The sequence below is a fragment of the Streptomyces coeruleorubidus genome (genome assembly GCF_028885415.1).
Classification (GTDB): domain Bacteria; phylum Actinomycetota; class Actinomycetes; order Streptomycetales; family Streptomycetaceae; genus Streptomyces; species Streptomyces coeruleorubidus_A.
Map to the genome: position 1 here is coordinate 5,065,571 of NZ_CP118527.1, position 12,352 is coordinate 5,077,922.

Consider the following 12,352-nt stretch of genomic DNA (forward strand, 5'->3'; position numbering starts at 1 on the left):
CGCTTAACTCTCGGTTTAACCTAGGGGCTGTCCGAGCCGAACGGCAAGAGGGACAGGGGGGTTGCCATGGGGGAGCGTGACGATCCGGGGACCATCGGCCGTCGGGTGCAGCGGTTGCGTGTCGAACGCGGGCTGACGCAGCGGCAGTTGGCGGAACCCGTGTACACCCCCGCCTACGTCTCCACCCTGGAGTCGGGCCGGGTGCGGCCCTCCGACGACGCCCTGCGGCATCTCGCCGGACGGCTCGGCGTCGCCTTCGAGGAACTCGCCACCGGGCGTTCGGCGCGGCTCGTGACCGAGCTGCGGCTGCGGCTGACCGAGGCCCAGCGCGTCTTCGCCGTCGGTGAGGCCGAGGCGGCGGCGGAGCAGTACGCCGGGTTACTCGTCGAGGCCGAGACGCAGGGGCTGGCCGGGGAACAGGCCGCCGCGCTGCTCGGGCTCGGCGAGTGCGCCCTGGAGACGGGCGAGCTGGTGGCGGGGCGGCAGTATTTCGAGCGGGCCGAGGGCTGTCTGGCCGGCGCGCCGCTGCCCGCACGGGTCCCGGCGCTGCGCGGGCGGGCCGTCGCGCACTACCTCGCCGGTGAACTCCGGTACGCCGTCTACCTGCTGGAGACCACCCTCGATGAGCTGAACCGTGGTGGGCTGCACGACCCGGACGCCCTGCTGCTGCTCTACGCCAGCGCCATCGGGCCGTACATGGACATGGGCGCGCACGCCCGCGCCGCCCAGGCCGCCGAGTTCGCCCTGGCGCTCGCCCCGCGGTCCGGCGACCCGGCCCTGGTCGCGCGCATGCACCGGTCGGTCGCCCGCACCCTGGTCGCCGAGGGCCGCCTCGCCGAGGCCGATGCCTCGCTGGCCAAGGCGGCCGAGCTGTACCGGGGCCTGCGGATCCGCACCGAACTCGCCAACTGCCACTGGATGCGCGGCTACGTCTACGCCCAGGACGGCCAACTGGAGCTGGCCGAGAGCGAGTTGCGGGAGGCCCTCGGCATGCTGTCGGCCAAGCGCGCCGCCCTCTACAGCAGCCAGGTCGCCGTCGAACTGGCCGACGTGCTCCACCGGCGCGGCAAGTCCGACGAGGCGGCGGCCCTGCTGCGCGAGGTGCTCGACGAGCTGTCCCCCGAGCGCGGCGCCGTCCACTCCGCCGCCGCGCACCGCCTGCTCGGCATCATCGCCGAGGACGCCCGCCGGACGGAGGAGGCCGAGGAGCACTACGTCCGCGCCCTGAGCCTGCTGGAGCGGGCGGGCGCCGCCGGTGACCTGGCCGACCTGTGCCGCCTGCTGGGGGACCTGCTGCGGCGCACGGGCCGGGTGGAGGCCGCCCTGGACGCCTACCGGACGGGTCTCGGGCACCGTACGGCCCCCGGTACCACGACCCTCGGGCCCGCGCCCGCACAGCCTCCTCTGTGAGGAACGAGGGGCTTCGCATGGTCGGGGCGGGTTAGCCTCCTTCCGGAATGTGAACGACCGGGGCGATGGGGGTACCGCCCGCGTGAGCGAAGTCGAACGTGGGGGAGCGTGGAGAACCAACGGACGGTGGCCGACGGCATACGGCTGGGGCTGCGGGCCCTCGTGTACGCCGTCCTCGGGGGCGCCGCGCTGATCGCCGTCGTGACGGTCGTGTCGGTGCTCGGGCCGATGCTGGCGCTCGATCTCTACACCCCGCCGGTCGCGGCCTGGTGGACGGTGTTCACCGCCATCACCGTCCAGGGCGTGCCCTTCCTGCTGCTGGGGACGGTCGTGTCGGCGGCGATCGGCGCGTTCGTGCCCGAGCGGGTGTTCCAGCGGTTGCTGCCCCGCCGTACGGCCCTCGCCGTGCCGGTCGCGGGGGCGGCGGGGGTCGTCCTGCCCGGCTGCGAGTGCGCGTCCGTTCCGGTGGCGGGCAGCCTCATGCGGCGGGGTGTCGCCCCGGCGGCCGCCCTCGCCTTCCTGCTGTCCGCGCCCGCGATCAACCCCGTCGTCCTGGTGGCGACCTCCGTCGCTTTCCCGGGGCAGCCGGAGATGGTCCTCGGCCGGCTGGTCGCCTCGCTCGCCACGGCCGTGGTGATGGGCTGGCTGTGGGCGCGGTTCGGGCGGGAGGAGTGGCTGCGGCCGCCGAAGCGGAGCGCGGCGCACGCCCCGGGTGGTCCGCGTGCTTTCGTCGCCGGGCTTCAGCACGACTTCCTGCACGCGGGCGGGTTCCTGGTGGTCGGCGCGGCGGCAGCGGCGACGTTCGACATCGTCGTGCCGAGGTCGCTGCTGGAGGTGTTCACCGGGTCGGCCTGGCTGTCGGTGCTGCTCCTGGCCGTGCTGGCGGTCGTGCTGTGCGTGTGCAGTGAGGCCGACGCGTTCGTGGCGGCCTCGCTGAGCGGCTTCTCGCCCACCGCGCGGCTGGCGTTCATGGTGGTCGGGCCGATGGTCGACCTCAAACTGATCGCGCTCCAGACGGGCACGTTCGGCAGGTCCTTCGCGCTGCGGTTCTCCAGCGCGACCTGGCTGGTGGCCGTCGCGAGCAGCGTCCTGGTGGGGTGGTGGCTGCTGTGAGGCGCTACGGACCGGCCGTACTGCTCGCCCTCGTCGGCGCGGCGATCCTGCGGGTTTCGCTCTTCGGCGATCTGTATCTGCGGTACGTGCAGGTCGGGTTGAGGCCGTATCTGGTGGTGTCGGGGGTGGTGCTGGTGCTGCTCGCGGTGGTGGTGGCGGTGCCGGCGCGGACAGCCGGGGAGCAGGAGAACCCCCACTCCCACCCCGACCACACCCACGGCCCCGCCGGCCCCCGTGTCGCCTGGTTCCTCACTCTCCCCGCCCTGGCCCTGCTGCTGTTCCCGCCGCCCGCCCTCGGCTCCTACAGCGCGGAGCGCGAGGCCGCCCAGCGCGCGGCCCGGGGCGTCGGCACCTTCCCGGCGCTGCCGGCCGGGAACCCGCTCGACCTCACCCTCGGGGAGTTCGGCTCCCGGGCGGTCTACGACAGCGGCCGCTCCCTGCAGAGACGCACGGTCCGGCTCACCGGCTTCGTCACCCGCGACGCCGACGGCACCTGGTACGTCACCCGCCTCGTCGTCTCCTGCTGCGCCGCCGACGCCACCACCGCCAAGGCCGAGGTGCGCGGCGCCGGCGCCCCGTCCGTCGACACCTGGGTCACGGTCACCGGCACCTGGCACCCGCAGGGCGAGCTGGGCTCGGCCGCCGCCTGGCCGCCGGTCCTGGACGCCACCTCCGTACGGCGGGTGCGGCAGCCGGACAGCCCGTACGAGAAGCGCTGAGGGGCATGCCGCGGTGACGGCCCGGCGCAGGGGTTTCGCCCCACCTGCGACGGGTAGTCGGGGCACGATTCCGGGAGGGCTCGGAGGCCGCCGCACACCGGCCGGCCCGGGCAGGCGGCGCTCACCGGCCCACCCCGCGTACAGCGGGGCCGGAAGAGCGTCGACAGCGAAGGCCGGTGATCGAAGGAGGCGGTGGTCGTGCGGCCCAGGGACGATCCCCGAGACGCCCCCGGCGGCGACCCCGGTCCCCGCCGCACAGGGGGCGGTGACCTGGACCTGGACGGGATCCGGGCCGCCGATGTGATCGCCAGGGGCATGCGGGGCGCCGAGCCCGGGGAGGTCCCGGGTCGGCTGTGCGAGGTGGCGGTCGAGCTGCTGCCGGTGGTCGGCGCGAGCGTGTCGCTGCGCAGCGAGGGGATGCCCGTCCAGCTGAGCGCCAGCAGCTCGCACGCCGCGCACCTGGCGCAGATCCAGGCGACGCTGGGCGACGGCCCCTGCCAGAGCGCGGTGGAGGACGGGGCGCCCGTGCTCGCCTGCGACCTGACGACCGGCCGGGACGCGGGCCGCTGGCCGGTCTTCGCCCAGCAGGCGACGGAGGCCGGGGTACGGGCGGTGTACGCGGTGCCGCTGGGCAGCGACGCGGTGTGCGTGGGCACCCTCGACCTGTACCGCGACAGGCCCGGCGGGCTCACCGACCGCCAGCTGCACGTGGCCCGGCTCGTGGCCGGTGTCATGACGGTGGCCCTGATGGCACTGCCGCGCGGGGCCGAGGCCGAGCCGCGGGACGAGGAACCCTGGCTCAGCGGGCTGGCCGCGGACCACGACGAGGTCTACCAGGCCGTCGGCATGATCATGGCGCAGCTCGGCGTCGGCGCCGACGACGCGCTCGCGCGACTGCGGGCAGACGCCTTCGCCCGCGGCTGCACGGCCCTCGACGCGGCACGCGAGGTGATCGCCCACCGCAGGCGTTTCGAACGGTACTGAGACGTGGCCGGTGGCTTGGGAGCGGCGGCGGGGCCGGTCGGCGTGTGGGGGTGGTGTTGAGAGCGGCGGGTGGCGGGGCCGGTCGGCGTTGGGGGTGGTGTTGGGAGCGGTTGGTGGTGTGGGAGTGGTGGCGGGGCTTGGGCGGCGTGTGGGGCGGTGACGACATCCGGCTGGTGGCGAGGCCCGGGGGGCCGGCGGCCGGTGTCGAGACCGAAGGGTGGCGTGGGGACTGGTGGCGAGGCCCGGCCGGTGGTGGGGCCCGGTCGGCGTGGTGGAGCGGTATGGAGCACGAGATCCGGCCGGTGTCCGTCAGATCTGGGCCCGTCCCCGCTTCCTGATCTCGGCCAGGCGCTGCGCTCCGAGTTCCGCGGTCTGCTGCGTGACCTCCTCGTACACCTCGTCGAGGCCGGCGTTGGTGAGCGTGATCGTCTCCTGCCCGACCCGCACGGCCGCGAGGTCCATCGTGAGGTACGTCAGCTCACCCTCCTCGGTCTCGCCGGCCAGGGTGACGCGCAGGGCCTGCCGGGCGTCCCCCACCGGCGGCAGCGGCATGTCGCTGACCTGGACGCCCTGGATGCCGCCGCGCGTGGTCGCGGCGGTGAACTCGCCGCACCTCTCCGGCAGCGACTTCAGCCAGGCCAGGGTGCGGTCGACGTCCGCCGGCGGATGGGCGGCGACCTGGTAGCGCAACTGGGCGTCGGTGTCGGCGTCGTCGAACGAGGCCGTCGCCTTCGGGCCGGCCGGGGTGCCGAAGAGTTCCTCCGTGTAGAGGGCGTCCAGCAGCCGCTGGCAGTCACGGTCCTCCGTGGTCGCCTTGAGCAGCCCGTCCCGCCAGGTCCTGGCACCCCGCGTCGGCCCCCACGGCTCCCCCAGATCGACCGCGGTGATCAGTGCCGCCTGGGCCTGGGCCTCGGTGAGACCGGCCCCGGAGCCCGCGGGCCGTTCGCCGGCGGGCGACGCGCCGGTGGGGGTGGCGGAGGCGGAGAACCACCGTGGCCGCGGCTCGTCCTGGAGGGAACAGGCGGCCGTGGCCAGCAGGGCCGTCACGGACAGCGCGGAGGTGAGCAGGGCGCGGGTACCTGGGCCGCGTCGGCCGGCCGGAGGGTGGGGCATCGGAGGGCCTCCTGCGGGGAGTTCATGGAGGTGCCTCCTGACGGGGCGGGCTCTCCAAGATCGGGTACGTGCTCTTACGGCACCACCGCGACGGGCGGCACACCAGTGCGACGGGCTGTTCGGGTGAGGGCGGCGTACGCCTCCCGGGCGACCGCGAAAAGCCGTCGCCCCGCGGGCCGCCCCCCTGTTACGGTCACGCCCATGAAGCGCGCCCAGCCGTTCCCGTCTCTCACGACGACGCCGGAGAGTGTCCCGGCGCGCTGACAGCTGACGCAGATGTCCGAAGCCCGGGGCGAGTGCCCCGGGCTTCGTCGTGTGGTGCTCGCCTCAGACCCGAGGAGCCCACCATGCACGACCACCGACGGCTCGGCCGTGAACTGAACCTCTTCGACACCGACCCGCTGATGGGCGCGGGCCTGCCGTACTGGCTGCCCGACGGCGCGATCGTGCGGCACACCCTGGAGGAGTACATCCGCGAGGCGGAACAGCGGGCCGGCTACCGGCACGTGTACTCGCCCGTCCTCGGAAAACGCGAGCTGTACGAGATCTCCGGGCACTGGGACCACTACAGCGAGGACATGTTCCCGCCGATGGACCTCGGCTCGGAACAGGTCCTGCTGCGCCCGAGCCTGTGCCCCCACCACGCCCTGATCTACCGCTCCCGCCCCCACAGCTACCGCGAACTACCCCTCCGCATGGCCGAGTTGGGCGGCATGTACCGCTCGGAGCTGTCCGGCGTCCTCGGCGGCCTGACCCGGGTACGGGCCATCACCCTCAACGACGCGCACATCTTCTGCACCCTGGAGCAGGCCGTCGAGGAGGCGCGCGGCGCCCTGGAGCTGATCGGCCGTGCCTACGCGGACCTGGGCATCCGCGCGGCCCGCCACCGCCTCTCCCTGCCCGGCGAGGGCGGCAAGTACGTGGCGGACCCGGACCTGTGGCGGCGGGCCACCGCCCTGCTCAGGGAGGTCCTGGACGGCTCCGGCATCCCCTATGAGGCCGCCGAGGGCGAGGCGGCCTTCTACGGTCCGAAGATCGACGTGCAGATCGCCGACCCCGCCGGGCGGGAGGCCACCCTGTCCACCGTCCAGATCGACTTCCACCAGCCCGAACGCTTCGACCTGCACTACATCGGCCCCGACGGGGCGAAGCACCGCCCGGTCATGGTGCACCGCAGCGTCATCGGCAGTGTGGAACGCGCGGTCGCCCACCTCGTCGAGACCCACGGCGGAGCCTTCCCGCCGTGGCTGGCCCCGGTGCAGCTGGTGATCCTGCCGGTGGGGGACGAGCAGAGCGAGGACGCCCACGCCCTGGCCCGCCGCGCCCACGACCTCGGCCTGCGCGCCGAGGTCGCCGGCCCCGAGCACGGCACCCTCGCCGCCCGTGTCCGCGAGGCCCGGCTGGTCCCGTACCAGGCGGTGATCGGCGGGAGGGAGGCCGCCGCCGGGCTCGTGGCACTCCGGGTGCGCGACGGCCACCGCCCGGACCCCCTCCCCGCCGCCGAGCTGCTGCGCCGTATCGGGGACCGGGTAGCGGCCCGCGCCACCGGTCTGTGGGCACCGGCAGCTGCCTGAGCAGGCTCAGAACGCCCAACGCGTGTGGCTGAAGACGCCGTTGTCGCGGCCGAAGCCGTACGCCGTCGCCGGTGCCACCGCGAACACCACGTCGTCCCCGCTGCGGAACGCGTCCCCCATGCCGTGGAAGGTGCCCTCGGGGGAGGTGATGTGCGGCCCGTACTTCGTCTCGTACGCCGTGATCACCTCCTCCAGCAGCGCCGGGTCGGTGACCGGCTCCGCCGTGCCCTCGACCACGAGGTCGAGCCCCTGGGCGAGCGAGTTCGCGCCGGTGGTCAGCGCGCAGTGCGCGTCGTGCGCGAGGTTCTTCGCCTTCTGCTCCCCCCTGCCGGTGGAGAAGTACAGCGCTCCGTCGTGCCAGGCGGCGATGCAGGGCGTGACGTGCAGTCTGCCGTCGGGCCGCACCGTGGACACCCAGAAGATCTCGGCGGCCTTCAGATGCCGCTGGGCCTCGGCCCAGTCGACGGCGGTGACGTCCGAGGCACCCGGGCGCGGATTGAGCGCGGAACTGTAACGGGCGTCGAGCTCGGTCGTGGGCTGCTTCGCGGGTCCTGGTGCGGGCATGGCGGATCTCCTTCGTCGGTTCTCTCCGATAACGACCGGAGGCCCGCACCGAAATCATCGCCACTCCAGGCCGTAGGGTCGCGGGTGCCGCCCCCGCCCGGGAGCGGCCGGAGCGGAAGGAGGCCCAGTCGTGACGGACGATCAGCGGATTCCGGTGATCATCGACTGCGACACCGGCGTCGACGACGCCCTCGCCCTGCTGTTCGCCGTACGGCACCCGGCGCTCGACGTGCGGGCGATCACCTGCGTGGCCGGGAACACGGACGTGGGCGGCGTGGTCCGCAACACCCTGACCGTGCTGGAGGTGGCCGGTGCCGGGGACATTCCCGTCGCCCGGGGCGCCGAGCGGCCGCTGATCGAGCCCGTGCGGACGGCGCGGCACGTGCACGGGCAGGACGGGATGGGCGATCTGGGGCTGCCCGCGCCGACCCGTGTGCCGGTCGACGTGGACGCGGTGACGCTGCTGCGGCGCGAGATCCTCGCCTCGCCCAGGCCGGTCACGCTGATTCCGACCGCGCCCCTGACGAACATCGCGCTGCTGCTGCGGACGCATCCCGAGGTGACCCGCAACATCGAGCGGATCGTGTTCATGGGCGGCGCGGTGGCGACCGGGAACGCCACGCCGGTCGCGGAGTTCAACGTGTGGCACGACCCGGAGGCGGCCGCGGTCCTGCTCACCGCGGGGGTGCCGATCACGATGTACGGGCTGGACGTGTTCAAGAAGGTCCTGGTGCCCGCGGGGGAGGTGGAGCGGCTGCGGGCGAGTTCGGAGCCGAGCCTGCGGATGGCCGGTGAGCTGCTTGCCCACCGGGACCCGGCCACGTCCGGTGATCCGACTCCCATGGGTGGGCTCGGTGACGCGGGTGCGGTCTGTGCGGTCGTCGATCCGAAGGGGCTGACCACCGAGTGCCTGCCGGTCGAGGTCGTTCTGGCCCCGGGGCCCGCACGCGGCCAGACGATCGTCGACCGGCGGCCACGGCTCGGAGAGTCCGAGATCCACGAGGGTGTGCGTGAACAGCCCTTGGTGGACGTGGCGCTGGGCGTGGACGTGGAGCGGTACGTGGAGCTGTGGCTGAAAACGGTGGAGTAGGCCGGGGAGAGGCCGGCTCCTTAGGGGGTGTCCGCTAAGCGCCCTTGCGCGGCCTGCCGCGTCTCGGGGCGGGCGGACGCCAGGAGTCCACGTCCTCGTCTGACAGGCCGAGGCGGGTGAGGTGTTCGTCATAGGCGTGCTTGAGGGCTTCCCCGTCCGGCGTCGGACCAGCGCTGGATCCGTCGTCGAGGGCCATGACCCAGGGGAGAAGCTCTGCGAACGCCTTGAGCAGGGGCAGAGCCGCCTCCGGCCGCTGTGCATGGGCGTGGGAATCGGCTTCGAGGAGGTCGACCACCACCGAGGCTCGCTCACCGGCGGACCAGCCCGCCCAGCCCACCGGCGTGGTGGGAGACAGGAGGGAAGCGGAAGATGCGAAGGAGACGAACCGCTCGTTCGGGACGTCGAACTTGCCGCGGTGTCGCCAGTAGGACGGCCTGAGGAAGTCTCCGGACGTAAAGCGCGGTAGGACCGTGCCCGAATGGCGTCCGTCGGCGACGAACTCCTGTGCATCTTCTCGGCGTTGGGACTCCCACACCTCTTCCCAGACACGCCGCTTGGCGAGACCCGACGCCTTGTACCGGAGAGGCGCAGCCTGTGGCACGTGTTCGTCGGCGAGCAGGTCCAGCAGTACGTCAGACGGCGCGGCAGCGGGAGCGTAGAGCGCCGCCAGCGTGGTGAAGTCCTCGTTCTCACATAGCAGTTCGGCCAGTTGGCGGACCGTCCGGGTGACAGGTCGGCGTCCTGCCGGGGAAGACTCGTACCACAGGTGGGACGCTTCGCAGTGGTCGAGCAGACGATTCCGGAGCAGGGGGGCGATCCTGTTTTCCCAAGACTCGGCCCACCAGCGGCGCTTGTACTCGGGCTGCTCCAGCAGTCCCAGCGACGCGTTCTGCTCGATGGCGTTCACCCGGCGTCGTACCAGTTCCCGGTACGCCTGCGGCCAGTGCTGAGGAAGGTCGGTCACCGGCGTCGCCGAGTGGCTGGTGAACCACTGCGTATCCACCTCTCCCGTCGAGGTCCGCCGGGCGAGCACGATCTCGAAGGCTCGCTCCCCCAATGCGAGGTCGGGCACGTCCTCGATCGGGCCGCTCAGCTCCCCGTCGTAAGGAATCAGGCCGTAGTGGGCGTACACCTTCCAGTCCAGTTCCTCCTGGAGCGCGATCATCCGTGATCTGAGGGACGTCCATCGGCATCGGGCGGAGTCGAGGAGCCGACCGGTGATCCGGGTTTCAGGGGCGGCGATCTCCCGCATGATGTGCTGGGACTCGGCCGCCAGGGAGTCCAGTTCGTCAGCCTCTGCGACGGGGAACGCGGCGGGAAGCGGCAGGTCGAGAAGCCGGGTCGAGGTGAACTCGTAGATTTTCGCCCAGGCTTCACCGCCCGTTTCGGCGCCTCGTAGCTGGTCGACGCGCGATTGCCCCTTGCTCTGGCTCATCTGCTTGAGCCAGAAACTCACGGCCGAGCTGTTGAGGGTGCCGAGGAGTCCGAGATGGGACTCCGCCGAGTCACTCGTCGACAGCTTGATCACCGGTGCCGAGTTGAGGGGGATGGCAGAACCCTTGAGCAGGCTGAAATGAGGGTGGGTTGCCACCCAGGGAAAGACGAGGGACCACGGATGCACATCCCCGGTGGACGCGATGTGGTGCCAGTCGTACCAGGGTGACGTCCTCTTCGCGCCCTTCCGCTCCCGCAGAACGGTCCGGTACGGCCACAGCCGTCGGTGGTGTCCGGGAACGCTTCCCAGGTCGATGACGGGATCGAAGCGGTGATCCGTGCGAGGGAAGAACGCCATGAGCGCCGGGGACGCGGACCAGTCCCTTACCTCGGAGCCGGTGAGTACCGGGACGGTGGCGAACTCCTCGGCCCCTTGACGCCGGAATGAACGGGCGGTGGTGCAGAACAGGTCGTCGGATCCGGTGTTGGCGGCGTATCCGATGCGCACGACACGGTCGCCGAGCCGCTGCCCGGTCTCCATGCGGCGCAGTACGTTGCGGGCCGCCGACGGCGTGAGGCTCCAGGGGAACACACTCAGCTGTCCGCGGTCCTGCAGATAGGACTCCGCCCACTGGCTCGCAGCACCGGCCGTGAACGCCATGGTTCGCAGCGACCGCCAGACATGCCCCTGTTCGGGCACCTCCGGATGTGAGGGTTCGCCCCGACGGCCCACAACGGTGTGGACAGGCGCACCGGGATTGGCCATGCGGTTGCGGCCCGCGAGGATGGCGGTCGGGGTGCCGTGGCCAGGGATGTAGGCCCCGGACGTGTCGATGACGTGGGTGATCTCCACTCGGGACAGGACGCGCTCGACAAGGTTCCGCCCGAACTCACGCTTCATGAAGGAATTGGAGGTGAGAAGGCCGACCCGGCCCGCTGCATCGCCCGGTTGTGCGAGCTCGAAGGCGAGTTCCGTAAAGGGAACCGGCAGTGCGTAGGCCCCGCTGCAGCTCTCGTAGAGGTCGCGGTAGATCGCGGACAGCGCTTTGTCCGCGACCGTGACATACGGCGGATTGGTCGTCACCACGTGGTACGACGCCGGCCGGAGGAGCCCGTGACGAGCGGTGTACTCGTCGATCTCGGACGGGATTCCCGAACTCGCGGCCGTCGGCTCCGAGTGGCGGCCGTGCAGAAGGGAGTCGCCGGTCGCGACGACAAGTGGCATGTCCGGGACCTCGTCGAGGCGCCGTTCCCCCGTGCTGTTCATGGCGGCCAGCAGCAGGCGGAACCGCGTGATGCTCACGGCGCACGGGTCGATGTCGCAGCCGTGCACCGACCGAAGAGCGCGGGCCGCCCGCTGCCACGGGCTCATGTCCGGTCTGGTCTCGGACCAGCGCCGGAAGAGTCGTTCGTACGCGTCGAGCAGGAATGCGCCCGAGCCGCAGGCGGGGTCGATGATCCGGAGGCTGGACAGTCCCCCCGCCTGGGACACGTGTTCCGCAAGGGCCGGTTCGAGTACGAGATCGTGGATGAGGTCGACGACGAACAGCGGGGTAGGTGCCTGGGCGTATGACTTCCGTGCCCGCTCGTTGAGCGCAGAGTGAAGGCCGGCCAGGAACTCCGTGGAGCGCGAGATATCGGTGAAGTCGTGCAGGGGAGCGCCGTCCGGGGTCCGGCGGCGCCAGAAGGAGAGCAACTCCTTGCCGGCCTCGTGGCTGGGCCGGAGCTGCCAGAGCGGATGGCTGCTGCTGAACACCGTGGCCATGACCGGATGCGCGCGGAGCCGGTCGATGGCGTGCACGACGAGGTCGCCGGCCGAGAGATGGGGTCGGGGTGTGTGGAAGGCTTCGTCCGCGAGGTCCGTCGGGCGGGTGGCGAAGGAGACGTCGAGCAACTCGTTGTCCTCGCAGAACCTGACCATCACGGTCGCCAGTACCCACGCGGTCGCCACCTGGGAGATCCGGGCGTCCCACCAGGCCGACCATGTCGTCGACGTCAGGCCGTGGCGCCGGGCGGAGTCGTATTCGTCGCGCAGCGCCTCGACGGCCGGGTCGGCGGGGAGGCGCTCACCCAGATCCGCTTCTATGCGGGCGGTGAGCCGTAGTAGGTCTCCGGCCAGGCCGTTGTCGACGGGCATAGGCCCCTTCCCGGTCATCTTCATAGGTTCCTGGGTCTGACCTTATCACCGGGAGAGTGTCATAAAGCTTGGAGAGTGTTGTGATTGCCGTCTACGCTCCTGGGTGTTGGCCGGTCACGATGATCGGCCGTTCTCGACGGAAGGGGTGGGCGGCTCATGGGTGGCGATGACGGGTGGCTCAAGTGGGTGTGGGTGGCGCTGGTTCTGATCGGCG

The 12,352-nt window shown here is 72.0% G+C and carries 9 protein-coding genes; 6 read left to right on the forward strand and 3 right to left on the reverse strand.

Features of this window, described 5'->3' with window-relative positions; genetic code table 11:
* Nucleotides 1-66: 66 nt before the first annotated feature.
* The 4 genes from PV963_RS23530 to PV963_RS23545 all read left to right on the forward strand — a co-directional run bounded on the left by PV963_RS23530 (nucleotide 67) and on the right by PV963_RS23545 (nucleotide 4,226).
* Nucleotides 67-1,410, forward strand: a complete 1,344-nt coding sequence (locus PV963_RS23530) for a helix-turn-helix domain-containing protein (RefSeq protein ID WP_274817730.1) — start codon at nucleotides 67-69, stop codon at nucleotides 1,408-1,410.
* A gap of 108 nt (nucleotides 1,411-1,518) precedes the next feature.
* Entirely contained in the window at nucleotides 1,519-2,523 is a 1,005-nt protein-coding gene (locus PV963_RS23535) for a permease (RefSeq protein WP_274817731.1), read from the forward strand.
* Complete coding sequence (locus PV963_RS23540) at nucleotides 2,520-3,242, forward strand: TIGR03943 family putative permease subunit (protein ID WP_274822101.1); 723 nt, start codon at nucleotides 2,520-2,522, stop codon at nucleotides 3,240-3,242. The genes PV963_RS23535 and PV963_RS23540 overlap by 4 nt, the downstream gene beginning before the upstream one ends.
* A gap of 192 nt (nucleotides 3,243-3,434) precedes the next feature.
* Nucleotides 3,435-4,226 (forward strand): GAF and ANTAR domain-containing protein, encoded by a 792-nt coding sequence (locus PV963_RS23545; protein ID WP_274817732.1) that lies wholly within the window; start codon nucleotides 3,435-3,437, stop codon nucleotides 4,224-4,226.
* Between the two features lie 309 nt (nucleotides 4,227-4,535).
* On the opposite strand, the gene PV963_RS23550 is transcribed toward PV963_RS23545, so the two are convergent.
* Nucleotides 4,536-5,339 (reverse strand): hypothetical protein, encoded by an 804-nt coding sequence (locus tag PV963_RS23550; protein ID WP_274817733.1) that lies wholly within the window; start codon nucleotides 5,337-5,339, stop codon nucleotides 4,536-4,538.
* 296 nt (nucleotides 5,340-5,635) lie between these two features.
* On the opposite strand from PV963_RS23550, the gene thrS reads away from it, so the two are divergent.
* Nucleotides 5,636-6,913 (forward strand): threonine--tRNA ligase, encoded by a 1,278-nt coding sequence (thrS, locus tag PV963_RS23555; RefSeq protein WP_342456397.1) that lies wholly within the window; start codon nucleotides 5,636-5,638, stop codon nucleotides 6,911-6,913.
* 6 nt (nucleotides 6,914-6,919) lie between these two features.
* Here thrS and PV963_RS23560 read toward each other — a convergent pair whose 3' ends face one another.
* Entirely contained in the window at nucleotides 6,920-7,477 is a 558-nt protein-coding gene (locus tag PV963_RS23560; RefSeq protein ID WP_274817735.1) for a pyridoxamine 5'-phosphate oxidase family protein, read from the reverse strand.
* Nucleotides 7,478-7,607: 130 nt separating this feature from the next.
* Between PV963_RS23560 and PV963_RS23565 the strand changes: the two genes are divergently transcribed.
* Nucleotides 7,608-8,567, forward strand: a complete 960-nt coding sequence (locus tag PV963_RS23565) for a nucleoside hydrolase (protein ID WP_274817736.1) — start codon at nucleotides 7,608-7,610, stop codon at nucleotides 8,565-8,567.
* A gap of 34 nt (nucleotides 8,568-8,601) precedes the next feature.
* Here PV963_RS23565 and pglX read toward each other — a convergent pair whose 3' ends face one another.
* Nucleotides 8,602-12,138 (reverse strand): BREX-2 system adenine-specific DNA-methyltransferase PglX, encoded by a 3,537-nt coding sequence (gene pglX / locus PV963_RS23570; protein ID WP_274817737.1) that lies wholly within the window; start codon nucleotides 12,136-12,138, stop codon nucleotides 8,602-8,604.
* Between the last annotated feature and the right edge of the window lie 214 nt (nucleotides 12,139-12,352).

Bases quoted from the DNA above. Each gene is read 5' to 3' on its own strand.
- PV963_RS23530 (WP_274817730.1), top strand. From the start codon at position 67: ATGGGGGAGCGTGACGATCCGGGGACCATCGGCCGTCGGGTGCAGCGG.
- PV963_RS23550 (WP_274817733.1), bottom strand. From the start codon at position 5,339: ATGCCCCACCCTCCGGCCGGCCGACGCGGCCCAGGTACCCGCGCCCTG.
- PV963_RS23560 (WP_274817735.1), bottom strand. From the start codon at position 7,477: ATGCCCGCACCAGGACCCGCGAAGCAGCCCACGACCGAGCTCGACGCC.
- pglX (WP_274817737.1), bottom strand. From the start codon at position 12,138: ATGCCCGTCGACAACGGCCTGGCCGGAGACCTACTACGGCTCACCGCC.